Raw genomic sequence first — 26,569 nt, forward strand, 5'->3', positions numbered from 1 at the left:
GGGTGACCATGGAGATCGAGCTCGGCCGAGGAAAGCGCGCGCGTCGCGCGTACACGTTCGACGACATCGCGGTGGTGCCCTCGCGGCGCACGCGCAACCCGGAGGACGTGTCCACCGCGTGGACGATCGACGCCTTCGGCTTCGAGATCCCGGTGCTCGGGGCGCCGATGGACTCGGTCGTCAGCCCGCGCACCGCGATCATGCTCGGACAGCTCGGCGGTCTGGGGGTGCTCGATCTGGAGGGGCTCTGGACCCGCTACGAGGACCCGGAGCCGCTGCTCGCCGAGATCGCGGGCCTCGCGGAGGACCGGGCGACCGTGCGCATGCAGGAGCTCTACTCCGAGCCCATCAAGCCCGAGCTCATCACCCGCCGCCTCGCCGAGATCCGGGAGGCGGGCGTCACCGTCGCCGGCTCCCTCACCCCGCAGCGCACTCAGGAGTTCTACGACACCGTCGCCGCAGCCGGGGTCGACCTGTTCGTCATCCGCGGCACGACCGTCTCCGCGGAGCACGTGTCCAGCGTGGCGGAGCCGCTGAACCTCAAGAAGTTCATCTACGACCTCGACGTGCCGGTGATCGTGGGCGGAGCGGCGACCTACACCGCGGCGCTCCACCTCATGCGCACCGGCGCGGCCGGCGTGCTCGTGGGCTTCGGCGGCGGTGCGGCGTCCACCACCCGTGCCACCCTCGGCATCCACGCGCCCATGGCGACCGCGGTGTCGGATGTGGCGGCCGCGCGTCGGGACTACCTCGACGAGTCCGGCGGCCGCTACGTGCACGTGATCGCCGACGGCGGCGTCGGCACCTCGGGCGACATCGTGAAGGCGCTCGCCATGGGCGCCGACGCGGTCATGCTCGGCGTCGCCCTGGCCCGTGCCACGGACGCCCCCGGCCAGGGGTTCCACTGGGGTCCCGAGGCGCACCACCCCAAGCTCCCGCGCGGGCGACGCGTCGAGGTGGGCGGCATCGGCACGCTGGAGGAGATCCTCTACGGCCCCGCTCCGGTCGCCGACGGCACCGCGAACCTCATCGGCGCGCTGCGCAAGTCGATGGCCACCACCGGGTACTCCGACCTCAAGGAGTTCCAGCGGGTGGAGGTCGTCCTGGCTCCGTACGAGGCCTGAGGTCTCCGCATCACCGTGACCGCACCTGCTCCCTTCCCGCCGACCCTCCGTGAGGTCATGCTGCGGGGACGCTGGATCGCGATGCTGCTGCTGTGTCTCGTCGTCGCCGGGGTGTTCGCCTGGCTCGGTCAGTGGCAGCTGGAGCGGGCGATCGAGACCGATCCTCCGGCGCCGGGGGCGACCGAGCAGATCCGACCGCTCGATGACGTCGTAGTGCCGGGGGAGTACCTCCCCGAGCCCCTGGTCGGGCAGCGCGTGGAGACCGAGGGCGTCTGGGTCCCCGGGGATTTCCTCGTCGTGGGCAGCCGCTTCAACGACGGCGTCGAGGGGTACTGGGTCACCGGTCAGCTCCGCGTCGACGAGCGGGTCTCGCTGGCGGTGGCCATCGGCTGGGCACCGGATCGGGAGGCCGCCGATGCCGCTGTGGAGCGCCTCGAGGCCGACGCGGACGGCAGCGTGGTCCCCGTCGCCGGTCGCATCATCTCGGATGAGGGTCCGTCGGTGCCGCCGCGCACCGATCCGGAGCAGCTGGACCGGATGTCGCCGGCGGCTCTGTTGAGCCGCTGGCACGACATCGAGCAGCTCGACGTCTACCGTCCGTACCTCGCCTCCACGACCGCGACGGCAGGCCTCGCCGACATCGCCTCCCCGGCGCCCGACGAGCAGTCGCCGGTCAACTGGCTCAACGTGTTCTACGCCGCCGAGTGGGTCATCTTCGCCGGCTTCGCGTTCTACCTCTGGTACCGCCTGGCGAAGGATGCCTGGGAGCGCGAGCTGGAGGAGTTCGAGGACGCCGAGGGGTCCGCGGCCGTCTGACCGCTGTTGCGCATCCGCGCGTCGGATGCTGCGCTTCTGCGCGTCGGGTCGGCCCGGTGTGAACCTTCGTCAGGGGGTGTCGCGGCCATTCGGTGAGCGCTCGGTGACCAATGGGAAAACTCCGTTGAGGATGTCCGAACCGCTCCGTATGCTCGCTCCATGTGCGCACGCTGGGAGTTCCCGATGTGTGCGATGACAGCGTCCTGAGCAGCGCCGGAACACGATCGAGGAGACAGCACCGATGATGTCCGCTCCTGAGCACGGGGAGACCCTGACCCCCGTCTCGCACCGCAGAATCCGAGGGCGCGTGGGCGCTCTCGCCGCGACGTGCGTCGCCGCCCTGAGCCTCGGCTCGCTGGTGGCCGCGCCCGCGTCGGCGAACACTGAGGGCACCGGGGTGGTGATCAACGAGGCCTACCTGTCCGGCGGAAGCGCGGGGGCGGCGTTCACGAACAAGTTCGTGGAGCTGTACAACCCGACGACGGCGCCCGTCACCCTCGACGGCCTGTCGCTGCAGTACCGCTCCGCAGCCGGGACCGGCGCCTTCAACGGCGTCGCGCCGCTGAAGGGCACGATCCCCGCGGGCGGCTACTTCCTCGTGCAGGGGAACAGCAACGGCACCAACGGCGCCGCCCTCCCGACCCCCGACGCCACCACGACGCTGAGCCCGAGCGGCACCAACGGCACGCTGGCCCTCGTCGAGGGCACCGCGGCGGTGACTCTCACCCCCGGCTCGACGGTCGGCGTGGACGGCGTGATCGATCTCCTGGGCTACGGCACCTCGAACACCTTCGAGACGGCGGCCGCCGCCGCACCCTCGAGCAACACCGACGTCCGCTCGCTGAACCGCACCGCGGGTGCCGACAAGGACGACAACAAGGCGGACTTCGCGCTGTCGGCGACGATCACCCCGCAGAACTCCGGCGGCACCGACCCCGGCACCGACCCGGGCGAGGAGCCGGGGACGGAGCCCAAGACCGCCACGATCGCCGAGGTCCAGGGCACCGGCGACGTCTCGCCGCTGGCCGGACAGCGCGTCCGCGTCGAGGGTGTCGTCACCGCCGATCACCGCACCGGCGGCTATAAGGGCATCGTGATCCAGACGCAGGGCTCGGGCGGCGAGACCGACGCGACCCCCGGCGCCTCGGATGGCGTGTTCGTGTTCCTGAACGCGCTGGCGCCCACGCTCGAGATCGGCGACCTCGTCTCGGTGACCGGCACCGTGAGCGAGTACTACGGCCAGACCCAGATCGCTCCCGCCGCGGTGGCCGACGTCTCCGTCGTCACCGCGGGTGTGGGCGTGCCCGCCCTCACGCCGCTCCCGGACACCGTGCGCGGTGCCGACCGCGAGCAGTACGAGAACATGTACGTCGCCCCGACAGGCACCTATCGGCTTGCGTCGAGCCACCAGCTCTACAACTACGGGGCGCTGTGGCTGAACGCCGGCGACGACCTCAACGTCAAGAGCACCGAGACCACGCGTCCCGGTGCCGACGCGGCCGCCATCGCGGCCGAGAACCGCGCCAACCGCATCCTGCTCGACGACGCCTGGTCCATCCAGGTGACCAACAACGGCCACCCGGGCCAGCAGCCGTACTTCACGGAGGACACGGTGGTCCGCAACGGCGACACCGTCGACTTCGGGTCCAACGGCTACGTGCTCCAGTGGGGCTTCGACGACTGGCGGCTGCAGCCGGTCGTCCCGATCGACGACGCCTCCCCGGCGGAGCGCAAGGTCACCTTCGAGGCGACTAACCCGCGTCCCGAGAAGGCTCCGGAGGTGGGCGGTGACGCGCAGGTGGCGTCGTTCAACGTCTACAACTACTTCACGACGCTGAAGAGCGAGAACGCCGACGCCCGCGGCGCGGCGAACGCCGCCCAGTTCGCGATCCAGAAGTCCAAGATCGTCTCGGCCATCAACGGCCTCGACGCCGAGATCGTGGCGCTCATGGAGATCGAGAACTCGGTCAAGCTCGGCAAGCCCGTCGACACCGCCCTGAAGGACCTCGTCGCCGGCCTCAACGCCGACGCGGGCTCGGACGTGTGGGACTACGTCCGCACACCGAAGGCCCTGCAGGACCCGGCGACGACGGACTTCATCACCAACGCGATCATCTTCAAGAAGGACGCCGTGAGCACGGTGGGCGACAGCGCCACCGTCACCGACGAGTCGGTGTGGGGCAACGCCCGCGAGCCGATCGCGCAGGCGTTCGACATCGACGGCCGTGTGGTCACCGTCGTCGCCAATCACCTGAAGTCGAAGTCCCCGCCGCAGGGCGCCGGGGCGGAGCCGGCCGACGGCCAGGGCTTCTTCAACGCCGACCGGGTGAAGCAGGCGCAGGCCATCCTCGCCTTCACGGACGAGCTGGCCGAGACCAGCGGCAGCAGCGACATGCTGCTGATCGGCGACTTCAACGCCTACGGGCAGGAAGACCCGATCGACGTGTTCACCTCGCAGGGGTGGAGCGACGTGGCCGCCGACGAGGCCGCAGGACAGTACACGTACACGTTCGACGGGGAGCTCGGCTCGCTCGACCACGTGATCGCGTCGCCCTCGCTCGTCCCGTCGATCACGGGCGCCGGTGTGTGGGGCATCAACTCGCCGGAGTGGAGCGACCGCGGCTATGCGTTCGGCGCCACCGAGGAGGGCACCCCTTACCGGTCCAGCGACCACGACCCGATCCTCGTCGGCGTCTCCTCGGAGATCCCGCCGGTGAACATCGACGTCGTGACGGTGAACGACTTCCACGGCCGTATCGAGGCCGACGGGGCCGCGGCGGGTGCCGCGGTGCTCGCGGGCGCTGTGCAGCAGTTCCGCGCGGCGAACCCGAACACGATCTTCGCCGGAGCCGGCGACCTGATCGGGGCCTCGACGTTCACCTCGTTCATCAACGATGACAACCCCACGATCGACGCGCTCAACGCCGCCGGCCTGGACGTGAGCGCTGCGGGCAACCACGAGTTCGACCAGGGGTGGGAAGACCTGCGCGACCGGGTGCAGGAGCGCGCGGACTGGGAGTACATCTCCTCGAACGTGTTCCTCACCGAGACCGGTGAGCCCGCGCTCGCCCCGGCCTGGGTCAAGGAGCTCGACGGGGTGCGCGTCGGCTTCGTGGGCGCCGTCACCGAAGACCTCGACTCGCTCGTCTCGCCTGAAGGCATCGCGGATCTCGAGGTGCGCAGCATCGTCGACTCCGTGAACGCCGTGGCCGACGACCTGCGCGACGGGGACCCCGCGAACGGCGAGGCGGACGTCGTGATCCTGCTCGTGCACGAGGGTGCGGAGAGCACCGCGCTGTCCGCGATCACCGAGGACTCGCCGCTGGGCGAGATCGTCTACGGCGTCGACGACGACGTGGACGCGATCGTCTCGGCGCACACGCACCTCGCCTACAACCACGTCATCGACGGCCGGCCGGTCGTCTCGGCGGGGCAGTACGGCGAGAACCTCGGCCTCATGAACATCCAGGTCGACCCGAAGACGAAGGAGCTGCTCTCGATCACCAACGAGATCAAGCCCCTCACGTCCGCAGGCAAGCCGCTGTACCCGGCGGTGCCGGAGGTGCAGGCCATCGTCGACAAGGCGAAGGCGGAGGCCGACGTGCTGGGAGCGGTGAAGGTGGGCGACATCACCGCCGACTTCAACCGCGCGCGGCAGACCAACGGCTCGGAGAACCGCGGTGGCGAGTCCACCATCGGCAACTTCGTCGCCGACGTGCAGAAGTGGTCCACGGGTGCGGACATCGCGCTCATGAACCCGGGTGGCATCCGTGCCAACCTGACCTACGCGTCGAGCAACGCCGAGGACCCTGACGGCAACGTCACCTACCGAGAGGCGGCGACCGTCCAGCCGTTCGCGAACACCCTGGTCACGCTGACCCTCACCGGGACGCAGCTGAAGGGCGTGCTGGAGGAGCAGTGGCAGCCGGCCGGATCGGCGCGACCGTTCCTCAAGCTCGGCGTCTCCGAGGGTCTGGTCTACGCCTACGACCCGACGGCGGTCGCGGGTTCGCGGATCACCTCGATCACGCTGAACGGCACCGCGATCGACCCGAACGGGGAGTACACGGTGGCGGCGAACTCCTTCCTCGCGGCGGGCGGCGACAACTTCGCCACCTTCAAGGAGGGCGCGGGCAAGCGGGACACCGGCAAGATCGACCTCCAGTCGATGGTCGACTGGTTCGACGCGAACAAGACGGCCTCGCCTGACCTCGCCCAGCGTGCGGTCGGCGTGACCGTCAGTCCGGCTGACGCCGACGGCTACCGCGCGGGCGACCAGGTGACGGTCTCGCTCTCCTCGCTGGCGTTCAGCGGTGGCGAGGCGGCACCGGGAGCGGTCACGCTGTCGCTCGGAGACACCCAGCTCGCGGCCGGCACGGTCGACCCGACCATCGTGGACACCACCGACGAGGGCGGCCGCGCCACCCTCACCTTCACGGTGCCGTCCGGAGTGTTCGGTGAGCAGCAGCTCACGGTCGAGGTCCCGGCGACGGGCACGACGGTGCAGGTGCCGTTCACGATCGCCGGCGAGGAGGAGTTCGCGGGGACCATCGCGCTCGGCTCCTCGAAGGTGGCCGCGGGTAAGAAGCTCGACGTCACCGGCGAGGGCTACCAGCCCGGCGAGACCGTCACGGTGGAGCTCCGGTCGAAGAAGGGGCAGGGCGTCCAGGTGGGGACGGTGCAGGTCCGGCAGGACGGCACGTTCAGCACCTCGGTGACGGTGCCGAAGAACGCCCAGCCCGGCAAGTACACCGTCGCGGTGGCGCAGGCCGATGGGGACGAGGCCACGGCCACGGTCACCGTCAACCGCGCCGGCGGCATCGGCGGGATCATCAAGGACATCGTCGACTGGCTGTGGGACCTCCTGACCGGATGGTTCTGATGCCGATCGGCGGATGACGAGGCGGAGGCCGTCGGGGCGACCCGGCGGCCTCCGTCGTTCCCGCGGGGTCGGGGCGTCGCCCGCTGCCGACTAGACTGGGGGCATGCCCGAACCGAAAGTCGCCAGCTTTCCGGCGATCCGCGGTGCGCTGAAGTTCTACCAGATCGCGTCGATCATCACGGGAGTCATGCTGCTCCTGCTGCTCGCCGAGATGGTGCTGAAGTACACCCCGATCCACCTCGAGCTCTTCGCCGGAGGATCGGGCGGCCCGCTCTGGTTCGCCGGCGTCATCGCGGGGCCGGACTGCCAGTGGTGGTCGCTGTTCGCGCCGTGGACGAACTCGTGCGAGATGACCTCCCTCGGGGACGGCTTCAACATCTCGCTGTTCATCCTCGTCGCCCACGGCTGGTTCTACGTCGTCTACCTCTTCGCGTGCTTCCGCATGTGGAGCCTGATGCGCTGGCGCTTCCCGCGGTTCATCCTGCTCGCGCTCGGCGGCGTCGTGCCGCTGCTGTCGTTCTTCATGGAGGCGGTCGTCGCCCGTGAAGTCAAGACCTATCTCGCCACCCGGGAGGCCGCCGAGGCCTCCGCGATCGCCCCGGAAGGTGTCCGTTGACCGAACAGTCCGAGACCCAGCAGCGCCCCGCGCTCGTCGTCGACTTCGGCGCCCAGTACGCGCAGCTCATCGCCCGCCGCGTACGCGAGGCCGGCGTCTACAGCGAGATCGTGCCGCACACCGCCACGGCCGAGGAGATCGCCGCCAAGAACCCCGTCGCGATCATCCTCTCCGGCGGACCTTCGTCGGTGTACGAGGAGGGCGCGCCGAAGCTCGACCCGTCGGTCTTCGACCTCGGCGTCCCCACGCTCGGCATCTGCTACGGCTTCCAGTACATGGCCCAGACCCTCGGCGGGGAGGTCGCGCACACCGGCCTCCGCGAGTACGGCGCCACGGATGCGGTCATCTCGGGTGACGGCGGCACGCTGCTCAGCGGGCAGCCGACCGAGCAGAACGTGTGGATGAGCCATGGCGACCAGGTCGCGAAGGCACCGGAGGGCTTCGAGGTGCTCGCGACGACGGAGGCCACGAAGGTCGCCGCCTTCGCGAACGAGGAGCGCGGCTTCTACGGCGTGCAGTGGCACCCGGAGGTCAAGCACTCCGACCACGGCCAGCGCGTGCTGGAGAACTTCCTCCACAAGGGGGCGGGCCTCGCGTCCGACTGGAACCCCGACAACGTGATCGCCGAGCAGGTCGAGCGCATCCGCGAGCAGGTCGGCGACGCCCGGGTCATCTCCGCGCTGTCCGGCGGCGTGGACTCCGCCGTCTCGACCGCTCTCGTGCACAAGGCCATCGGCGACCAGCTCACCGCCGTCTTCGTCGACCACGGTCTCCTCCGCAAGGGCGAGCGCGAGCAGGTCGAGAAGGACTACGTCGAGTCCACCGGTGTGCGGCTCATCACGGTCGACGCCGCGGAGACCTTCCTCGGCCATCTGAAGGGCGTGACCGACCCCGAGGAGAAGCGCAAGATCATCGGCCGCGAGTTCATCCGCGCGTTCGAGAAGGTGCAGCTCGACCTCGTCGAGGAGGCGAAGGCCGACGGCGGCGCCCCGGTGAAGTTCCTCGTGCAGGGCACGCTCTATCCGGACGTCGTCGAGTCGGGCGGCGGCGCGGGGACCGCGAACATCAAGTCGCACCACAATGTGGGCGGCCTGCCGGACGACCTCGACTTCGAGCTCATCGAGCCGCTGCGGGCCCTCTTCAAGGACGAGGTCCGTGCGATCGGCCGCGAGCTCGGCATCCCCGAGGCGATCGTCGGGCGTCAGCCGTTTCCGGGGCCCGGCCTCGGTATCCGGATCATCGGTGAGGTCACCGCTGACCGTCTCGAGATTCTGCGTGAGGCCGACGCCATCGCCCGCGAGGAGCTGACCAAGGCGGGACTCGACCAGGAGATCTGGCAGTGCCCCGTCGTGCTCCTCGCTGACGTGCGCTCGGTGGGCGTGCAGGGCGACGGCCGCACCTACGGTCACCCGATCGTGCTGCGCCCGGTGTCGAGCGAAGACGCGATGACGGCTGACTGGACCCGTCTGCCGTACGACGTACTGTCGAAGATCTCGAACCGCATCACGAACGGCGTCCGCGACGTGAACCGCGTCGTGCTCGACGTCACGTCGAAGCCGCCGGGGACGATCGAGTGGGAGTAGGGGGCACGATGCCCCCGGTCTCGGCACCGGTCCTCCCGGACGTCGAGTATCTGGTGCTGTCCAGCCGCCTGATCCCGGGGCTGGACGGCGGGTACACGATCGCCACGCTCGCGCGCGCCAGGCTGCTCGCTGGAGCGGGCGCCGGTGAGGGCCGGGGTCCGCAGCTGCTCACGTTCGACCCGGGAACGCGCGCGGATCACGCCGAGCACCGCCGCGTCTTCGCCGACCGCGGCGCGCTCGCGGACCCGGATCGACTGCGGAACCTCTTCGACGAGGCGGTCGCCCCGCAGGGCGGAGCCGCCGCCTGGCTGCGGGACGCGGCAGACGATGCGGTGACGGCCGACCCCGATGTGGAGTACCGGGTGCTCGCGGACCCGGAGGGTCGTCCCTTCGTGGCCCTCCCGGTAATCCCCGGCAACCCCGACTGGCATCTGACGGATGAACCGGTGCTGGTGTACGACGGCGCCGGTGCGGTCGTCGGGGCGCTGCACGGCTTCCGCGGGCTCTACGGCGCCTGGCTCGACCATGTCACGGCGGCGCTGGGCGACCGGCCGATCGTCGTGATCTGCGAATCCCGTCAGCTCGGCGAACTGGTCGCCGACTGGGGGGACCCGCGCGTGCGCATCCTGCACCCCATCCACACCATGCACGTCGAGGCGCCCTACACGCCCGACGCCGGCTTGAATACGCTCTGGACGCGCTGGTTCCGGCTGGCCGACCGCTTCGACGCGGTCATCTGGCCGACGGCCACGCAGCGTGACGACGTCGTGGCGCGGTTCGGCGAGGCCGCCAACCATGTCGTGGTGCCGAATCCCATCGCGCCGGTCGAGCGCCGTGACGACCTGCGCGAGGAGGGTCTCGTGGTCGTGCTGGGTCGGCTCGCGGCCGGCAAGCGCATCGACCATTCCATCCGCGCTTTCGTCGAGGCGGACGTGCCGGGCTCCCGGATGGAGATCTGGGGCACGGGAGCGGAGCAGGAGCGGCTGGCGGCACTGATCGCCGAGCTCGACGCCGCGGACCGCGTGCGGCTCTGCGGCTATACCGCGGACCCGGCCACCGTGCTCGATCGTGCGTCCGTCCTGATCACCTCCACCGCGTTCGAAGGACAGCCGCTCGGCATCGTGGAGGCGCTCCTGCACGGCACGCCGGTGGTGTCCTACGACGTGCGGTACGGCATCCGCGATGTCCTCGGCGCGGGCGGTGGCGTTCTCGTCCCCGCGGGAGACATCGGTGCGCTGGGCGTTGCGCTGCGGGAACTGCTGACCGACCCGGAGCGTCTGACGGCGCTGCGTGCCGAGGCGCCGGCCGTCGCTGCGGCGTGGAGTCCGGAGCGGTCGATGGAGGCGCTGGCCGCGACCATCTCAGCCGTCGTGCAGGCTCCGTCACGGCGCCGCTGAAACGCGACCGTCCCGATGGGGCGTCGGGGTACGTCGGGTCCGTAGCGCTCCCGCGCCCCCGGCCCTGACGATGTCGAACAGGGCGCCCGGCGTGGGAGCGGGAAGAACTTTCGCCCCCGATGTCGATCTCCGCCGTTCCCGTTCGACGTCTGTGATGAGAGGGTCGAGACACGGCCCTTCGGAACAAGGAGAACATCATGAAGTTCATGCTCATCATGCGCGCGACCGACGACGCGGTGGCGGCCTATCAGGAGATGCCCTTCGAGCAGGTCGTCGAGGCCATGGGCCGGTACAACGAGTCCATGATGAAGGCGGGCGTCCTCGTCGCGGGCGAGGGGCTGACCGACGCGGCCGAGGGCTTCGTCGTCGACTTCAGCGCCGAGAAGCCGCTCATCACTGACGGCCCCTATGGGGAGACGAAGGAGCTTTTCAACGGCTTCTGGATCATCGAGGTCTCCTCGCGGGAGGAGGCCGCGGAATGGGCGAGCCGGGCGCCGCTCGGACCGGGATCGTTCCTCGAGGTGCGCCGGGTGACCGGGCCGGAGGACTTCCCCGCCGACAACGAGTGGATCGAGAAGGAGGCGGGCTGGCGGGAGGAGCAGGCCCGCCGCGCCGAGCAGGCGTGACGCCGCTCCGCTGATGGACCGCTCACCCGACCCCGTGACGAGCTCGGCCGCCTCCGCGCAGGAGGCGGCCGAGCGGGCCGTCGCGGCGGTGTGGCGCATCGAGTCCGCGCGCATCGTCGGCACACTGACGCGGATGGTCGGCGACTTCGGTCTGGCGGAGGACCTCGCGCAGGAGGCTCTGGTCGCCGCGCTGCGGCAGTGGCCCGTTGAGGGGGTGCCACGCAACGCCGCGGCGTGGCTCACGACCGTGGCGAAGCGGAAGGCGGTGGACGGGTGGCGCCGCCGCGAGCGGCTGGACGACCGCCTCGCTCTGATCGCGCACGACCTCGAACGGGAGAAGGCGCAGGGGCCCGAGCTGCCCTGGGACCCGGATGCCGTGGACGACGATGTGCTGCGCCTCCTCTTCATCGCGTGCCACCCGGTGCTCTCCCGGGAGGCGCAGGTCGCGCTGACGCTGCGGGTCGTGGGTGGTCTGTCGAGTGAGGAGATCGCCCGCGCCTTCCTCGTCCCCACGGCGACCGTGCAGCAACGGATCGTGCGCGCGAAGAAGACGCTGGCGGCCGCGCACGCGCCGTTCGAGTTGCCGCCGCGGGAAGAGCAGCCGGCGCGGCTCGGCGCGGTCCTCGGTGTGCTCTATCTCATCTTCAACGAGGCGCACGCGGCCAGCAGCGGTCCGGAGTGGATGCGGCCGGAGCTGAGCGACGAGGCCATCCGGCTCGCCAGGGTGCTCGCCGCGCTGCAGCCTCGGGAACCGGAGGTTCACGGCCTGCTCGCGCTCCTGGAGCTCACCGCCGCACGCTTCCCGGCGCGGACCGACCGGAACGGGAACCCGGTGCTGCTCGCGGATCAGGACCGTCGGCGGTGGGACCGCAGCCGCATCGCGCGGGGGAGAGCGGCCCTGGCGCGGGCGGACGGGCTCGGCCGTGGACGCGGCCCCTACAGTCTGCAGGCCGCCATCGCCGAATGCCATGCCGTCGCGCCGTCCCTGGAGGAGACCGAGTGGGACCGCATCGTCGTCCTCTACGAGGCGCTCAGCCGGCTCACTCCGTCCCCGGTGGTGGAGCTCAATCGCGCGGCCGCCGTGGCCATGGCCACCGGGCCCGCCTCCGCCCTGCGGCTGATAGATGAGTTGGCGGCGTCCGGGGCGCTGCACGGCTACCACCTGCTTCCCGCCACGCGCGGCGAGCTGCTGCGCCGACTCGGGCGGGAGAGCGAGGCGCGCAGCGAGTTCGCGGCGGCCGCGGGACTGGCCGGCAACGACCGTGAGCGCGAGCTCCTGGAGCGCAAGGCGCGTGGCGCCGCGAGCTGACCGGCCGCGGCACGAAAAGACCCGCCCCTCACGGATGCTCTCGCAGCCGTGAGGGACGGGCGTGGGTGACGCGGAGCGCGTCGAGTGGGGTCTGCGTCAGTCGTTGACCCGCTGGCCGCGGCCGGCGATGAGGCCGTAGATCAGCAGCACGATGATCGAACCGCCGATGGCGAGGAGCCAGGTCCCGAGGTCCCAGAACTCGGTGAGCGGACGGTTGAGGATCAGGCTGCCGAGCCAGCCGCCGAGCAGGGCGCCGACGACGCCGAGCAGCAGGGTGATGAACCATCCGCCACCCTGCTTGCCGGGCAGGATCAGCTTCGCGATGGCTCCGGCGATGAGGCCGAGAAGAAGAAAGCCGAGAAAACTCATGGTCAGCTCCTTGGGTCAGGAGCCCCGGGGTGCCGGGGCTTCGTGACACCTACTGTGCCCGGCCGCGGAATCGCGTGCCAACCCCTTGCGCGCTCCCTCCCGGATATGGCAAGAGGCCCGCCTCCCCAGGGAGACGGGCCTCTTGTTGCGACGGATCGCGTCAGTTGTTGCCGCGGGCGATCGCGATGATCCGGAGGATCTCGACGTAGAGCCAGACGACGGTGACCATGATGCCGAAGCCGCCGAGCCAGCCGTACTTGCGCGGAGCGCCGTTGCGGACGCCCTGCTGGATCTGGTCGAAGTCGAGCACCAGGGAGTACGCCGCCATGATCACGACGAGGACGCCGATGATGAGGCCGAGCGGGATGCCCATGATCTCCTGGCTGAAGAGTCCGAAGGCGTTGGTGTTGACGCCGGTCCACATGAGGACGAGGTTCAGGAGCGAGAAGACCAGGTAGCCGATCATCGCGATCATGAAGATCTTCGTGGCCTTCTTGGACGCGCGGATCTTGCCACTGGCGAAGAGGGCGAGGGTCACGCCGACGACCGAGACGGTCGCGAGCGTCGCCTGGAAGACGATGCCGGGCCAGCGGACCTCGAAGAACGCCGAGATGCCGCCGATGAAGAGCCCCTCGAAGGCCGCGTAGGCGAAGATCAGCGCGGGGCGGACCTTCTTGCGCGAGGTGAAGGTGATGACCATCGCCAGCACGAAGCCGCCGAGCGCCCCGAGAGCCCAGGGCAGCACGTTGACGGCGGCGGGGTTGTACGGGTCGTAGCGCGGCACGTCGAGGCCGCCGAGCGTCAGCACCCAGCCGACGACGGCGGTGACGAGGAGGATGCCGAAGAGGCCGGCGGTCTTCCACACGGTGTCCTCGACGGACATCCGGTCGGTCTCGAGGGCTCCCGCGGCGGGAGCGGCGTACATGCCCTCGAGCTGCGCGTTGGCGGCGGCATCCATCGCGCCGTGCTGGAGCGACGCGGCCTGCGCGCCTTGAGCGCCCTGGGGCGCACCCGGGTAGGTCGCGACGTTGCGCGGGTCCTGCTGCTGGAAAGCAGGATTGTTGAAAGCGAAGTTGCTCATCAGGTGGGCCTCACTCCAAAAGGGGGGTCGTAGGTCGCTTTCCTCCACGATACCCGTGAGGCGACACTCCCGGGGTGCCTTACGCTGTGAGCGTGCCCAGCAAATCCCCGCTCGTCATCGGGCACCGCGGTGCCCCGGGCCACCGACCGGAGCACACCCGCTCGTCCTACGAGCTCGCCCTCGCGATGGGGGTCGACGCCGTCGAGCCGGATGTGGTCGCCACCCAGGACGGCGTCCTGGTCGTGCGGCACGAGAACGAGATCTCCGGCACCACGGACGTCGCCGATCACCCCGAGTTCGCCGACCGCCGCACGACGCGGCGCGTGGACGGCGCCGCACTGACCGGCTGGTTCACGGAGGACTTCACCTGGGCGGAGCTGTCCACGCTGCGCTGCCGGGAACGGCTGCCGAAGCTCCGGGCATCCAGCGCCTCCTTCGACGGCATGGAACCCATCCTGCGCCTGCGCGACGTCCTGGACCTCGTACGGGCGGCCGCGCAGGAGCAGGGCCGGCCGATCGGCGTCGTGCTCGAGGTGAAGCACGCCACGCATTTCGCGAGCATCGGGCTCGACCTCGCGCCCCTCATCGCGCAGGAGCTGCGGGATGCGGGGTGGGCGGCGGGGGAGCTGCCGCTGATCGTGGAGAGCTTCGAATCGACCGTGCTCGGACAGCTCCGCGCCGTGGGGGTCGACGCGAGCTTCGTCTACCTCATCGAGGCGGCGGGACAGCCGTACGACCTCCTCGTCGCCGAGGGGTCGAAGGCCCTGAGCTACCCGGAGACCGTGACCCCCGGGAGTCTGGACCGCCTGGTCGGTCGGGTCGACGGGATCAGCGTCGACAAGAAGATGCTCCTGGTGCCGGGCACGGCGCTGGTCGCCGATGCGCACGCCCGCGGCTTGACCGTCTTCACGTGGACCTGCCGCCCGGAGAACGCCTTCCTCGCGGCGCCCTACCGCGGTCCGGGAGGCAAGAGCGCGTTCGGGCACTACGAGGCCGAGTGGGGCGTGATCGCCCGGCAGGGCGTGGACGGCGTCTTCGTCGACCACCCCGATCTCGGCGTGGCGTTCTTCCGCAGCTGACCCGTCGGGTCAGAGCGTGCGGTCGAACGCGCCCTGACGGGTGGAGACGATCTCCTTGCCGAGCGGCATGAGCGACACCGGGACCATCTTGAAGTCGGCGATGCCCATCGGGATGCCGATGATGGTGATGCACAGCGCGAGTCCCGACACGATGTGGCCGAGCGCGAGCCACCACCCCGCGAGGATGACCCAGAGCACGTTCCCGAGGAACGACCCGACGCCGGCCGTCGGCTTGCTGACGACCTCGCGCCCGAACGGCCAGATGGCGTAGGCGGCGATACGGAACGACGCGATGGCCCACGGGATCGTGATGATCGGGATGCACAGCAGCAGGCCGGCCAGCACGTAGCCGAGGAAGAGCGCCCAGCCCGCGAGGATGACCCAGATGATGTTGAGGATCGTGCGCATACAGCGATTGTGTCACCCGCGGCGCGGCGCGGCTGGGCATCAGCCCGGAGGTCCCCCGCGCTCGCGCCCGGCGATGCCAGACTGACCGCATGACCGGAATAGTGGTGGACGACGTCAGCAGGGCGTTCGGGGACGTGCAGGCCGTGCGAGGGGCCACGCTGCGCGCAGAGGCGGGAAGGGTGACGGGCCTGGTGGGCCCGAACGGCGCGGGCAAGACGACGCTGCTCCTCATGCTCGCCTCGCTGCTCGCCCCCGACAGCGGCTCGATCCGCATCGGCGGTATCGACCCCGAAGCCGACCCGCTCGCCGCCCGTCGCGTGCTGGGGTGGATGCCGGACGCCCTCGGCGCCTGGCCCTCGCTCACGGCCCGCGAGACGATCGTGACCACGGCCCGCCTCTACGGGATCGACCGCGCGGACGCGGAGCGGCGGGCGCAGCACCTCCTCGGTCTCGTCGGCCTGGGAGAGCTCGCGGATTCCGCCGCGAAGGTGCTCTCCCGCGGGCAGAAGCAGAAGCTCGGCCTCGCCCGCGCTCTCGTCCACGACCCGCAGGTGCTGCTCCTCGACGAGCCCGCGTCGGGTCTCGACCCCGAGGCCCGCGTGCAGTTGCGGGTGCTGCTGCGCCGCTTCGCGGCCGAAGGACGCACGGTCCTCATCTCCAGCCACGTGCTGTCCGAGCTGGAAGAGGTCGTCGACGACGCCGTCTTCCTCGTCGGCGGGGCCGTCGTGGATGCCGCCCCGGCGCAGAGTACGGTCCGCGCCTGGCGGGTGCGGCTCGCGGGTGCGACCGCGGAGCGCCTGAACGCGGACACGTGGCAGGTCGCATCGACCCTCGGACTGGCGCCCGAGTCCCTCGCTGTGGACCGCGGCGCCGTCCTCGTCGGCTTCCCCGGGGAGGATGCCGCCGCCCGGTCGCTGCGTCTCCTCGTGGAGGCGGGACTGCCCGTCGCGGAGTTCGCACCCGCGCAGAGCGATCTGGAGCACACGTTCCTCGCGCTCCGGCACCCGCAGCCGCCCGCGGCGACGACCCCGCCGCCCCCGCCGCCTGCGGCACCCCACGGAACGGAGGCGGGAGCATGAGCCTCGCGAACATCGGCGTCATCGCGCGCCTCGAACTGACCCAGCGGCTGCGGAGCGTCGGCTGGTACGTGCTCCTCGGCGTCTTCGCGCTCGTGCTCCTCGGCGTCACCGGTCTGTCGTTCGCCGTGTACTCCTGGGGAGAGGATGTCGGGGCGGGCGTGTCGTCCATCGTCGTCAACGTGGTCCTGCTGCTCGTCGTGCTCGTCTCTCCCACCCTCAGCGGCAACGCCATCAACGGCGACCGGGAGGCGGCCACGCTCGCGCCGATCCAGGTCACCGCGGCGTCGACCGGCGACATCATGCTGGGCAAGCTGCTCGCGGCGATCGCGACGGGCGGCGCGTTCCTCCTGGTGGCGGTTCCCTTCCTCGCGGCGTCGCTGCTGGCGGGCGGGACCGCTCCGATCGTGCTGTTCGTGGCGCTGCTCGTCCTCGCCGTCGAGATCATCATCGTCGCCGCGATCGGCGTCGGCCTGAGCGGACTCATCGCCCGCCCGCTCTTCTCCGTCGCGTCCACCTACCTCGTGGTGTCCGCGCTCGTCATCGGCACGATCATCGTCTTCGCGCTCGGCGGTCTGGCCGTGCGCAGCGAGGCGACGAGCTACAGCCGCCCCTACGACAGCAACGGCAACGTGGACTGCGAGAGCTGGGAGCGCTACACGTACGAGGCGCCGCGGTTCGACCTCGTGTGGTGGGCGCTCGCCGCCAACCCGTTCGTCGTGCTCGCCGACGCGACCCCCACCGAGTTCAGCACGGACGGCTACCCGGTCGATCTGTACGGGCAGATCAAGTGGGGTGTCCGCAGCGCGCAGCTCTCGCCGCTGGAGCAGCGCTGGGACGACTGCGATCCGGAGAGCGGTTCGCAGACGGCCGAACAGGTGATCGACGAGACCGTGCCGAGCTGGTTCGTCGGGCTCGGCGTGCAGGTCGTGCTCGCCGGAGCGCTGTTCGCGGGAGCATGGGCTCGCACCCGGACGCCCGCGCGGCGGCTGCCGCCCGGCACGCGGATCGCCTGAGCGGCGGGGCCGAGGAAGACGCCACCGACCGTTCACCGGCCGTCCACCGACGGGTCGACGGACGGCCATGCGGCAGCGGTGGTCTGGACGGGTACCCGTCTGCGCTCAGTCGAGCCATCTTCCAGGAGCCCCCATGCCCCGACTGCACTCCGTGGCGGCCGTCACGGCGGCGTGCGCGCTGAGCGCCGCCGCCCTGATCGCCGCCCCCGTCGCCGCCTCCGGTGCCATCCCTCCCGGCGAGCCCGCGCCGACCGCCGACGCAGGGCTCGTCCTCAACGAGATCGTCTACGACGATGCGGCGACCGGGCTCGCCGACCAGATCGAGATCTACAACGCGGGCTCGGCGAGCGTCGACCTGACGGGCTGGCGGGTCTCGGACGAGAAGCGCGACAGCTTCGGCACGGCACCGGCCGGGACGGTGCTCGCGCCGGGCGCGTTCCTCGTCCTGGTGAAGGACGTGGACTTCGCCTTCGGGCTGGGCAAGGGGGATGAGGTCGTCCTCCACGACCCGGAGGGGGTCGAGGTCGATTCCTACGCCTACGCGAACACCGCGCCGCTGGCGGTCTGGGCGCGCTGCCCCGACGGGACGGGCGACTGGGCGCATGCCACGGCGGCGACACCGGGCGCGCCCAACGACTGTCAGGTCGCGCCGGTCGCGGGGTCGATCCGCATCAACGAGGTCGACTCGCAGCCGGCCGACTGGGTCGAGTTCCACAACCCGGGGACGGAGGCGCTCGATGTCTCCGGGTACGAGATCCGCGACAACTCCGATGACCACCGGTGGCGCTTCCTGCCGGGCACCACGATCGAACCACAAGCGTTCCTCGTCGTCGATGAGGGCACGATCGGGCTCGTCGACGGCGTGGAGGCGGCGTTCCGCGACCCGATCGGCATCGGCAGCGCCGACCGCATCCGCCTCTTCGACACCGCGGGCACGCTCGTCGACGATACGCAGCCCTGGGAGGGACACGCCGCCATCGACGGGGACTTCGCCGCCGCCACGCTCGCGCGCTGCCCGGACGGTACCGGCGCTTTCGTGCTCGCGTACGCGACCCCGGGAGCGGCGAACTCCTGCGTCCTCCCTGATGTCGCGATCAACGAGATCGAGTCCAACGGGGACGCGACCGACTGGGTCGAGGTCGTGAACACCGGCAGCACCACGGTCGACCTGTCCGGCTGGACCGTCATGGACGGCGATCCGGTCGGACACGCCTCGGAGACGACGCCGCTGCCGGCGGGGACGCTGCTGCCTCCGGGCGGATACCGGGTCTTCGATCAGCCCGCCGACTTCGTCTTCGGACTGGGCAACGGCGACACCGTGACGCTGCGGGACGCGAACGGACTCATGATCGACGAGCACGTCTACTCCGCGCACGCCGACGGCGTCTGGGCACGCTGCGCCGACGGGACGGGCGCGTTCGTCGACGCGCCCGCAGCGACGAAGGGCCAGCGCAACGCCTGCGGGAACCCGGTGCGGATCAACGAGGTCGAGTCGGACGGCGGCGCGCCGGACGACTGGATCGAGCTCGTCAACCCGACCGGCGCCTCGCTCGAGATCGGTGGCGTCGTCGTGAAGGACGACGACGACGACCACGCCTACACCGTTCCCGTCGGCACGACGATCCCGGCCGGAGGCTTCTTCGTCATCGAGCGTTCGGCCCTCGGCTTCGGGCTGGGCGCGGGCGACGCCGTCCGCCTCTTCGACGGTGAGCTGCTCATCGACGAGACCGCCTGGGGCGAGGGCCACGCGGCGACCTCCTGGGGCCGCTGCCCTGACACCACGGGAGCCTTCGCGGCGACCGCGAAGCCGACGAAGGGCGCGCCGAACGTGTGCGCGGGCGAGGTCGCCGTCGGCACCTGGCCGGGGTCGGCCGAAGTGCGGGTGCTCGACGACGTGCCGACGTTCCTCGAGGACAGCTCCGGCCTCGACGTGCAGGAGACCGCGGACGGGGCATTCCTCTGGGCCGTGGACAACGGGGAGGGGCGCATCTGGAAGCTCGAGGCCCACGCGGACGGCTCGGTGGAGAAGGCCGCGGGCTGGGACGAGGGCAAGCGTGTGCGCTTCGCCAAGGACGCCGGGAACCCGGGCGCCGCAGGGCCGGACACCGAAGGCATTACAGTCGACGGGAGGGGCCTGGTCTACGTGGCGTCCGAGCGCGACAACAGCGCCAAGGGCGTGAACCAGAACGTGCTGCTGCAGGTCGATCCGGACGCGGCGGCCGGCGATCTCGTGGCGCAGCGGGAATGGGATCTCACGGCGATGCTCCCGGCGGTCGGCGCGAACCTCGGCATCGAGGCCGTGCAGTGGGTGCCGGACAGTGCGCTGAACGGAAAGCTCTTCGACGACACCACCGGGACCGCCTACGACCCGGCCGTGCATCCGGGACACGGCGACGGCCTCTTCTTCGTCGCGGTGGAGGACGACGGGCACGTCTACGCCTTCGCGCTCGCCGCGGACGGCACGGCCACGCTCGTCTCCGAGATCTCCCCCGGGCTCACCGGTGTCATGGCGCTCGACTGGGATGCCGTCCGCGGCACCCTGTGGGCGGTGTGCGACGACGGCTGCCAGGGCCGCTCCGCCGAGCTCACCTTGAACGGGACCGCCCGGCCCGGGATCGCTCACTACGCGCGGCCCGCCGGCATGCCCGACATCAACAACGAGGGCTTCGCGACGGCTCCCGCGTCGCTCGCGGTCGACGGACAGCGTCCGGTGTGGTGGTTCGCCGATGGCTTCGCCTCGGAGGCGCTGCGCACCAGCACGCTGCCGGGCGGCACAGGCGCCGAGAACCCCGGTGGGGAGAACCCCGGCGGCGAGAACCCTGGTGGGGAGAACCCTGGTGCGGAGAACCCGCCGCTTCCCGGCACGGAGCTCGTGGACGGCAACCGCCACGGCGTCACCGTCGATCCGGCGGTGGCCGCACCGGGGCAGCGGGTCACCGTCACGGTCGGCGCGGATGCCGCGGGAGCGCGGGCGGAGGTCTGGATGTACTCCGTCCCGGTCCGCCTGGCTGCCGGGACGCTTTCGGCGACGGGTGCCCTCACGGTCACCGTTCCGGTGGACGCGCCACTGGGCGCGCACCGCATCGCGGTCTACGCGGCGGATGGGACGCTCCTCGGCTGGGCCGACCTGCGCGTCACCGCCGCGGGCGAGGGGCTGGCCGCGACGGGAGCGGACCTGCCGGTGGCCGCCACCGCGCTCGCGTTGATGCTCCTCACGACCGGGGTCCTCGCGCTGCGCCGTCGGAAGCGCACCGCCTGACCGGGGGAGGGGTGCGGGCGGTCGCCTGCATCCCTCCCCGACGCGGACCGCGATGTCGGTGCCGCCGCCTAGACTCGAGAGGTCATGACCGAAGCCCCTCTCATCGTCCCCGGTTCCGTCGGCCCGCAGTCCTCCGGCGCCCCCGCGCAGGACGACCTCCTCGCCGGCCTCAACCCCCAGCAGCTCGAGGCCGTCACGTATCGCGGCCCCGCCCTGCTCATCGTCGCCGGCGCCGGCTCGGGCAAGACGAGCGTGCTCACGCGTCGCATCGCCTCGCTCCTGCGCAGCCGCGAGGCGTGGCCGAGCCAGATCCTCGCCATCACCTTCACCAACAAGGCCGCCGGCGAGATGCGCGAGCGCGTCGAAGGGCTCATCGGGGACGCCGCGCGCGGCATGTGGATCTCCACGTTCCACTCCGCGTGCGTGCGCATCCTCCGCCGCGAGGCGCAGCAGTTCGGGTTCACCAAGAACTTCACCATCTACGACTCCGGAGACTCCCGCGCCCTCCTCAAGCGGCTGGTCAAGGAGCACGAGGCCGACGCCTACGGGCTCACCCCGGCGGCGGTCCAGGGGCGCATCTCCAAGCTCAAGAACGAGCTCTCCGATGCCGAGTCCTACGCGCGACAGGCCAACATGAGCGACCCGGCCGAGCGCGTCTTCGTCGAGGTCTTCGCCGACTACCAGCGGCAGCTCCAGAAGGCCAACGCCTTCGACTTCGACGACCTCATCGGGCAGACGGTCTACCTGTTCCGGGCGTTCCCGCAGGTCGCCGACACCTACCGCCGCCGCTTCCGGCACATCCTCGTCGACGAGTACCAGGACACCAACCACGCGCAGTACGCGCTCATCCACGAGCTCACCCGTCCGGTGTCCGGCGTCGGCTCGACACCGGAGCCGTATGCCGCCAACGGCATGATGATCTTCGAGCCCGACCCCGAGCCCGCGCCGGGAGCCGGTGAGGCCGGAGCGTCGCTGACGGTGGTCGGCGACTCGGATCAGTCGATCTACGCCTTCCGCGGCGCGGACATCCGCAACATCAGCGAGTTCGAGCGCGATTTCCCGGGCGCGAAGGTCGTGCTCCTGGAGCAGAACTACCGCTCGACGCAGAACATCCTCTCCGCGGCGAACGCCGTCATCGGCAACAACTTCGACCGCAAGGACAAGAAGCTCTGGAGCGACCGCGGCGAGGGCGACAGGATCATCGGCTTCACCGGCTATTCGCAGCACGACGAGGCCCAGTTCGTCGCCGACGAGATCGAGGCCCTGCACCGCAAGGGCATGCCGTACTCGGAGATGGCCGTCTTCTACCGCACGAACTCGCAGTCCCGCGCGCTCGAGGAGATCTTCATCCGCTCGGCCGTGCCGTACAAGATCATGGGCGGCACGAAGTTCTACGAGCGCGCCGAGATCAAGGACGCCTTGGCCTACCTCGTGGCGGTCGCGAACCCCGCCGACGAGATGGCGGTGCGCCGTATCCTCAACAAGCCGCGGCGCGGCATCGGCGACGTCACCGAGACCGCCATCGCCCGTTTCGCTGAGGAGCACGGGATCTCCTTCCGCGATGCCCTGTCGCTGCCCGGTCAGCTCGGCGTCGGCCCGAAGATCCAGGCCGCCATCGCCCAGCTCGACGCCGTGCTCGCCGAGGCGACGGCGATCATGCTCCCGCCGACGGGGGAGGTGCCGCCGCCCACCTCCGTGGCGGACGGGCTCAGCCTGCTGCTCTCCAAGAGCGGCTATCTCGACGCGCTGCGTGCCAGCCGCGACCCGCAGGACGAGGCCCGCGTGGAGAACCTCGACGAGTTCGTGGCCGTGACCCGCGACTTCGCGCGCAACAACCCCGAGGGCACCATCACCGACTTCCTCACCGAGGTCGCGCTGGTCTCCGATGCGGACGACCTCGACGACGAGTCCGGGTCGGTCTCACTCATGACGATGCACACCGCCAAGGGACTCGAGTACGACGCCGTCTTCGTCACCGGCGTCGAGGAGGACCTCATCCCGCACCGCATCTCGGCGGGAGAGCCCGGGGGCCCGCAGGAGGAGCGGCGCCTGTTCTACGTGGGCATCACCCGCGCCCGCAAGCGCCTGCACCTGTCCCTGGCGATGACCCGCGCGCAGTTCGGCGAGGTGACGGTCGCCATGCCCAGCCGGTTCCTGCAGGAGATCCCGGCCTCCCTCATCGACTGGCGGCAGTCCCCGGGCGACGTGAACTCCCGCGGGGGCATGCAGTCGCGTGCGTTGAACGCCCGTCGCTCCGGCGGGTCCGGCGACCGCTTCGGCGTGAAGGCCCTGCCCCGCGACTCCCTCAAGCCGCTCTCGACGGCGATGGACAAGATCCCCAACCGCGTCACCGCCAAGATGCGCGACAACGGCGACCTCGAACTCGCCGCCGGAGACCGCATCCGCCACGACGACTTCGGCGAGGGGCGGGTCGACGCCGTCACCGGCGAAGGCGCCAAGCGCATCGCCCATGTCCGGTTCGACACGGCAGGGCAGAAGAAGCTGCTCATCAAGGTCGCCCCGATCCAGAAGCTCTGACGTCGCGGCGGAGAGGGCGGGGAGACACGGTTAGGCTGGCTCCCATGGCCCTCTTCTCCCGCCGCAAGAAGTCCGGCGACGACGCCGTCGCTCCCGCCCCCACCGCCGCTCCGGCCACCGAGAGCGAGGAGGACGCGAGCACGGCGACCGAGGAGTCGGAGGCGTCGACGGCCGAGGCATCGCCCACCGTCGGCATCTCGGTACAGGCGTTCCGCGGTGTCGGCGCCGAAGCCGGGCCCGAGGTCGCGCTTCCCGATCCGGAGGCCGCGGCGGCAGCCGCAGCGCCCGCTGCCGCGCCGACGCCGCCGAGCCCCACCGCGGAGCCCGCGGCACCGGCGGCCGAGCGGAAGCTCCCGCTCGCTCCCGCGCTCCCGCCCGAGCAGACCGAGACCGTGGCCGGCATGAAGGACAACGTCCTCCTGCGCGAGTCCCTGGCGCAGATCGAGGCAGGGGCCTCGAACGAGCAGCTCCTCGGGGTGCTCCGCCAGGCTCTCCAGGGGCACCTCTACATCCGCGTGAACGGCGATGCCCGCGCGCAGATCAGCGAGGGCAAGCCGCTGGCCGTCGCCGTGGTCCGCGACGGGGAGCGCCAGTTCATGCTGGCGTTCAGCTCGGCGGCCGCCGTCCGGGATTCCGTGCAGCTGGAAGCCGATCCGTCCGCGACCTCCGCTGTCGCCCAGCCGACGACCTCGGTCATGCAGCAGGTCGTCTCCGGCGACTTCGCGGGTCTCATCATCGACAACGCGTCCGCGCCGCACCGTGTGGTGTTCCCCACCGAGCTCCTGCAGAAGACGCTCGAGCAGGCCGACGTCGACATGACCGTGAAGTCCCTGCTCGCGGCGCCGCGGGAGCAGGATTCGCCCGCCAAGGTGGGCGAGGCTCTCGCCACGACGCGCATGTGGGTGGCCGTGAACGACGGATCCGGCACCGGGCAGGTCGGCATCGCCGAGGCGCAGACCGCCGACGGCCGCCGCTTCCTCCAGCTCTTCTCGCACCCGCTGGAGGTCATCGCGCTCGGCCGGGGCGACCGCCCGCTGCCGTTCGAGCCGGACCAGCTCGCGAAGGTGCTGTCGAGCCACTCCGAGATGGCCGGCGTCATCATCGACTCCGCAGGGCCCTCCATGGTGGTGGAGCGCGACGCCCTCGCGCCGGTGCTCGTGCGCGCGGTGCGGATCGAGGACTGACGGCGCGCGCACCGGGATCTGCCGGGGGTTCCGCGGGTCGTGACCGCCCCCTAGGGTCGGAGCATGGCCTCTGAACGCGTGACCCTGACCGTCGCCGACACCGACGGAGAGCGTGAGGTCGCGCTCTCCAGTCCGAACCGGGTCGTCTGGCCTGACCTCGGCATCACCAAAGCCGAGCTCGCCGAGTACGTGCAGCTCGTGTCGGTGCCGTTCCTCGCGGCGAACGGCAACCGGCCGGTGTCGCTGGAGCGCTTCCGGGACGGCGTGGGGACCGCCGGAGGACCGCGGCCGGAGGGCTTCTTCTCGAAGAACCCGCCCAAGGGCACTCCGGACTTCGTCGACGCCGTCACGGTCACGTACAACAGCGGCCGCCGTCATCCTCAGATCGTCCTGAACCGCACCAGCGCGATCGTGTGGGCGGTGCAGATGAACACCATCGTCTTCCATCCCTGGGCGTCGTTGGCGACCGATTCCGACAACCCCGTCGAGCTGCGGATCGACCTCGACCCGCAGCCGGGCACCGGCTTCGCCGAGGCGGTCCCCGCCGCCCACGCTCTGCGGGAGGTGTTGCGGGAGGCCGGCCTGGAGGCGTTCGCGAAGACGAGCGGCAACCGGGGACTGCACGTCTTCGCCCCGATCGAGCCCACCCACGAGTTCCTCGACGTGCGGCATGCCGTGATCGCCGCCGGCCGCGAGCTCGAGCGCCGGATGCCGGACCGGGTCACGACGAACTGGTGGAAGGAGGAGCGCGGCGAGCGCCTCTTCGTCGACTTCAATCAGGCCAACCGCGACCGCACGATGGCCGGCGCGTACAGTCCGCGTGCCCTCCCCGGTGCGACCGTCGCGACGCCCGTGCACTGGGAGGAGCTCGACGATCTCGACCCGCGCGCCTTCACCGTGCGCAGCATCCCGCAGCGGCTGGCGGACGTCGGCGACCCGTGGGCCGACATGCAGGCGAGGCCCGGGCGCATCGACACGCTCCTGGAGTGGTGGGAGCGCGACACGGCGAACGGCCTCGGGGAGCTGCCCTTCCCGCCGGAGTTCCCGAAGATGCCGGGCGAGCCGCCGCGCGTGCAGCCGAGCAAGAAGAACGCCGCGAACTGGGACGCCGACGGCAACCCCGTCGACGACTGAGCCGGGCTCAGCTCAGGACGTCGGCGAGGTCGTAGCCCTCGACGGTGTCGAGCTGGTCGTACGTGCAGGAGCGGGCGTCGCGGTCCGGCCGCCACCGCTCGAACTGCACGGTGTGACGGAAGCGGGCGCCCTCGAGCTGGTCGTACCGCACCTCCAGCACCCGCTCGGGACGCAGCCGCACGAACGACACGTCCTTCGACCCGCTGAACCGCGACCGCTCACCCTCACCCGTCACGGCGGCGCCGTCCTCGTCGCGCTCGACCAGCGGAGCGAGCTCCTCCACGAGCTGCTTCCGCTTCGCGTCGCTCCACGCCGCGACGCCGCCGACCTGGCGCAGAGTCCCCTCGGCGTCGTAGAGCCCGACGAGCAGCGAGCCGACCCCGGTGCCGGACTTGTGGATGCGGTAACCGAGGGCGACGACGTCGGCGGTCCGCGCATGCTTGATCTTGAAGAGGGTGCGCTTCCCCGGTGCATACGGCTGGGCCAGCGGCTTGGCCACGACGCCGTCCAGCCCCGCGCCCTCGAACTCCTGGAGCCAGCGGACGGCGGCATCCCGATCGCGAGTGGTCCTCGTCAGGTGCAGCGGGTGCTCCACGGACTCCATGAGCGTCTCCAACCGGGCCCGCCGCGTCTCGAACGACTGGTCGCGCAGGTCGTCCTCGCCGGACGCGAGCAGGTCGAACGCGATGAACAGGGCCGGGGTCTCGACGGCGAGCTTCGCGACCCGGGAGGCGGCCGGGTGGATGCGCTGGCTGAGGGCCTCCCAGTCCAGACGCTGCGCGCCGTGCGGACCCGTGGCCACGACGATCTCGCCGTCGAGGAGGCAGGGCACCGGCAGCAGCTGCGGGATCGCGTCGACGAGCTCAGGGAAGTAGCGCGTGAGGGGCTTCGCGCCGCGAGACCCGATCTCGACCGTCTCGCCGTCCCAGGCGATGAGCCCGCGGAATCCGTCCCACTTCGGCTCGTAGAGGAGCCCGCCCGGTGTCTTGTCGGGGTCGGGCACTGTCGCGACGGCCTTGGCGAGCATGGGGGCCGGGATCTCGTAGCGCATGCACCCATCCTGGACCGGACG

The 26,569-nt window shown here is 71.0% G+C and carries 19 protein-coding genes; 15 read left to right on the plus strand and 4 right to left on the minus strand.

Features of this window, described 5'->3' with window-relative positions; all coding sequences use genetic code 11:
- Positions 1-8: 8 nt before the first annotated feature.
- The 8 genes from BLU02_RS14035 to BLU02_RS14070 all read left to right on the plus strand — a co-directional run bounded on the left by BLU02_RS14035 (position 9) and on the right by BLU02_RS14070 (position 12,353).
- Positions 9-1,124, plus strand: a complete 1,116-nt coding sequence (locus tag BLU02_RS14035) for a GuaB3 family IMP dehydrogenase-related protein (protein ID WP_025103746.1) — start codon at positions 9-11, stop codon at positions 1,122-1,124.
- A gap of 57 nt (positions 1,125-1,181) precedes the next feature.
- Positions 1,182-1,940: an SURF1 family protein gene (locus BLU02_RS14040; RefSeq protein WP_082750040.1), complete on the plus strand. Its 759-nt coding sequence runs from the start codon at positions 1,182-1,184 to the stop codon at positions 1,938-1,940.
- A gap of 241 nt (positions 1,941-2,181) precedes the next feature.
- The gene (locus BLU02_RS14045; protein WP_060922042.1) at positions 2,182-6,822 is read left to right on the plus strand and encodes an ExeM/NucH family extracellular endonuclease; all 4,641 of its coding nucleotides are present in this window, start codon (positions 2,182-2,184) and stop codon (positions 6,820-6,822) included.
- Positions 6,823-6,925: 103 nt separating this feature from the next.
- A complete protein-coding gene (locus BLU02_RS14050) occupies positions 6,926-7,438 on the plus strand; it encodes a DUF3817 domain-containing protein (protein WP_060922041.1) in 513 nt (170 codons plus the stop codon).
- Positions 7,435-9,021 carry a glutamine-hydrolyzing GMP synthase gene (gene guaA / locus BLU02_RS14055; protein WP_060922040.1) on the plus strand — a complete coding sequence of 529 codons (1,587 nt, stop codon included), beginning with the start codon at positions 7,435-7,437 and terminating at the stop codon, positions 9,019-9,021. Before BLU02_RS14050 ends, guaA begins: the two co-directional genes overlap by 4 nt.
- A gap of 8 nt (positions 9,022-9,029) precedes the next feature.
- Complete coding sequence (locus BLU02_RS14060) at positions 9,030-10,418, plus strand: glycosyltransferase (RefSeq protein ID WP_060922039.1); 1,389 nt, start codon at positions 9,030-9,032, stop codon at positions 10,416-10,418.
- A gap of 197 nt (positions 10,419-10,615) precedes the next feature.
- Complete coding sequence (locus tag BLU02_RS14065) at positions 10,616-11,044, plus strand: YciI family protein (RefSeq protein ID WP_060922038.1); 429 nt, start codon at positions 10,616-10,618, stop codon at positions 11,042-11,044.
- A 13-nt stretch (positions 11,045-11,057) separates the two neighbouring features.
- Positions 11,058-12,353, plus strand: a complete 1,296-nt coding sequence (locus BLU02_RS14070) for an RNA polymerase sigma factor (RefSeq protein ID WP_060922037.1) — start codon at positions 11,058-11,060, stop codon at positions 12,351-12,353.
- A 96-nt stretch (positions 12,354-12,449) separates the two neighbouring features.
- Here the strand turns inward: BLU02_RS14070 and BLU02_RS14075 are convergent, their stop codons facing one another.
- Positions 12,450-12,722: a GlsB/YeaQ/YmgE family stress response membrane protein gene (locus tag BLU02_RS14075; RefSeq protein ID WP_025103755.1), complete on the minus strand. Its 273-nt coding sequence runs from the start codon at positions 12,720-12,722 to the stop codon at positions 12,450-12,452.
- A gap of 160 nt (positions 12,723-12,882) precedes the next feature.
- Positions 12,883-13,803 carry a Bax inhibitor-1/YccA family protein gene (locus BLU02_RS14080; protein WP_025103756.1) on the minus strand — a complete coding sequence of 307 codons (921 nt, stop codon included), beginning with the start codon at positions 13,801-13,803 and terminating at the stop codon, positions 12,883-12,885.
- 92 nt (positions 13,804-13,895) lie between these two features.
- Here BLU02_RS14080 and BLU02_RS14085 point away from each other — a divergent pair, with 92 nt between their 5' ends.
- Complete coding sequence (locus BLU02_RS14085; RefSeq protein WP_060922049.1) at positions 13,896-14,882, plus strand: glycerophosphodiester phosphodiesterase family protein; 987 nt, start codon at positions 13,896-13,898, stop codon at positions 14,880-14,882.
- Positions 14,883-14,891: 9 nt separating this feature from the next.
- Here BLU02_RS14085 and BLU02_RS14090 read toward each other — a convergent pair whose 3' ends face one another.
- Entirely contained in the window at positions 14,892-15,290 is a 399-nt protein-coding gene (locus BLU02_RS14090; protein ID WP_060922036.1) for a YccF domain-containing protein, read from the minus strand.
- An 89-nt stretch (positions 15,291-15,379) separates the two neighbouring features.
- Between BLU02_RS14090 and BLU02_RS14095 the strand changes: the two genes are divergently transcribed.
- The 6 genes from BLU02_RS14095 to ligD all read left to right on the plus strand — a co-directional run bounded on the left by BLU02_RS14095 (position 15,380) and on the right by ligD (position 25,497).
- Positions 15,380-16,369, plus strand: coding sequence for an ABC transporter ATP-binding protein (locus BLU02_RS14095; RefSeq protein ID WP_025103759.1), 990 nt, complete (start codon positions 15,380-15,382; stop codon positions 16,367-16,369).
- A complete protein-coding gene (locus tag BLU02_RS14100) occupies positions 16,366-17,382 on the plus strand; it encodes an ABC transporter permease (protein WP_060922035.1) in 1,017 nt (338 codons plus the stop codon). Before BLU02_RS14095 ends, BLU02_RS14100 begins: the two co-directional genes overlap by 4 nt.
- A gap of 133 nt (positions 17,383-17,515) precedes the next feature.
- The gene (locus BLU02_RS14105) at positions 17,516-20,641 is read left to right on the plus strand and encodes a lamin tail domain-containing protein (protein WP_060922034.1); all 3,126 of its coding nucleotides are present in this window, start codon (positions 17,516-17,518) and stop codon (positions 20,639-20,641) included.
- Between the two features lie 84 nt (positions 20,642-20,725).
- Positions 20,726-23,179 (plus strand): ATP-dependent helicase, encoded by a 2,454-nt coding sequence (locus BLU02_RS14110; RefSeq protein WP_060922033.1) that lies wholly within the window; start codon positions 20,726-20,728, stop codon positions 23,177-23,179.
- Between the two features lie 44 nt (positions 23,180-23,223).
- Positions 23,224-24,363: an SseB family protein gene (locus tag BLU02_RS14115; protein ID WP_083371020.1), complete on the plus strand. Its 1,140-nt coding sequence runs from the start codon at positions 23,224-23,226 to the stop codon at positions 24,361-24,363.
- Between the two features lie 63 nt (positions 24,364-24,426).
- A complete protein-coding gene (ligD, locus tag BLU02_RS14120) occupies positions 24,427-25,497 on the plus strand; it encodes a non-homologous end-joining DNA ligase (protein WP_060923016.1) in 1,071 nt (356 codons plus the stop codon).
- A gap of 7 nt (positions 25,498-25,504) precedes the next feature.
- On the opposite strand, the gene BLU02_RS14125 is transcribed toward ligD, so the two are convergent.
- Positions 25,505-26,548: an ATP-dependent DNA ligase gene (locus BLU02_RS14125; protein WP_060923017.1), complete on the minus strand. Its 1,044-nt coding sequence runs from the start codon at positions 26,546-26,548 to the stop codon at positions 25,505-25,507.
- Positions 26,549-26,569 lie beyond the last annotated feature (21 nt).

The sequence above is a fragment of the Microbacterium paraoxydans genome (assembly GCF_900105335.1).
In the GTDB taxonomy this organism is placed as follows: Bacteria; Actinomycetota; Actinomycetes; order Actinomycetales; family Microbacteriaceae; genus Microbacterium; species Microbacterium paraoxydans.

Bases quoted from the DNA above. Each gene is read 5' to 3' on its own strand.
- BLU02_RS14125 (WP_060923017.1), bottom strand. From the start codon at position 26,548: ATGCGCTACGAGATCCCGGCCCCCATGCTCGCCAAGGCCGTCGCGACA.
- BLU02_RS14060 (WP_060922039.1), top strand. From the start codon at position 9,030: ATGCCCCCGGTCTCGGCACCGGTCCTCCCGGACGTCGAGTATCTGGTG.
- BLU02_RS14040 (WP_082750040.1), top strand. From the start codon at position 1,182: ATGCTGCGGGGACGCTGGATCGCGATGCTGCTGCTGTGTCTCGTCGTC.
- BLU02_RS14070 (WP_060922037.1), top strand. From the start codon at position 11,058: ATGGACCGCTCACCCGACCCCGTGACGAGCTCGGCCGCCTCCGCGCAG.
- BLU02_RS14080 (WP_025103756.1), bottom strand. From the start codon at position 13,803: ATGAGCAACTTCGCTTTCAACAATCCTGCTTTCCAGCAGCAGGACCCG.
- BLU02_RS14115 (WP_083371020.1), top strand. From the start codon at position 23,224: ATGGCCCTCTTCTCCCGCCGCAAGAAGTCCGGCGACGACGCCGTCGCT.
- BLU02_RS14050 (WP_060922041.1), top strand. From the start codon at position 6,926: ATGCCCGAACCGAAAGTCGCCAGCTTTCCGGCGATCCGCGGTGCGCTG.
- BLU02_RS14035 (WP_025103746.1), top strand. From the start codon at position 9: ATGGAGATCGAGCTCGGCCGAGGAAAGCGCGCGCGTCGCGCGTACACG.
- BLU02_RS14095 (WP_025103759.1), top strand. From the start codon at position 15,380: ATGACCGGAATAGTGGTGGACGACGTCAGCAGGGCGTTCGGGGACGTG.
- BLU02_RS14075 (WP_025103755.1), bottom strand. From the start codon at position 12,722: ATGAGTTTTCTCGGCTTTCTTCTTCTCGGCCTCATCGCCGGAGCCATC.
- BLU02_RS14110 (WP_060922033.1), top strand. From the start codon at position 20,726: ATGACCGAAGCCCCTCTCATCGTCCCCGGTTCCGTCGGCCCGCAGTCC.
- BLU02_RS14100 (WP_060922035.1), top strand. From the start codon at position 16,366: ATGAGCCTCGCGAACATCGGCGTCATCGCGCGCCTCGAACTGACCCAG.
- BLU02_RS14065 (WP_060922038.1), top strand. From the start codon at position 10,616: ATGAAGTTCATGCTCATCATGCGCGCGACCGACGACGCGGTGGCGGCC.
- BLU02_RS14105 (WP_060922034.1), top strand. From the start codon at position 17,516: ATGCCCCGACTGCACTCCGTGGCGGCCGTCACGGCGGCGTGCGCGCTG.
- BLU02_RS14045 (WP_060922042.1), top strand. From the start codon at position 2,182: ATGATGTCCGCTCCTGAGCACGGGGAGACCCTGACCCCCGTCTCGCAC.
- BLU02_RS14090 (WP_060922036.1), bottom strand. From the start codon at position 15,290: ATGCGCACGATCCTCAACATCATCTGGGTCATCCTCGCGGGCTGGGCG.
- ligD (WP_060923016.1), top strand. From the start codon at position 24,427: ATGGCCTCTGAACGCGTGACCCTGACCGTCGCCGACACCGACGGAGAG.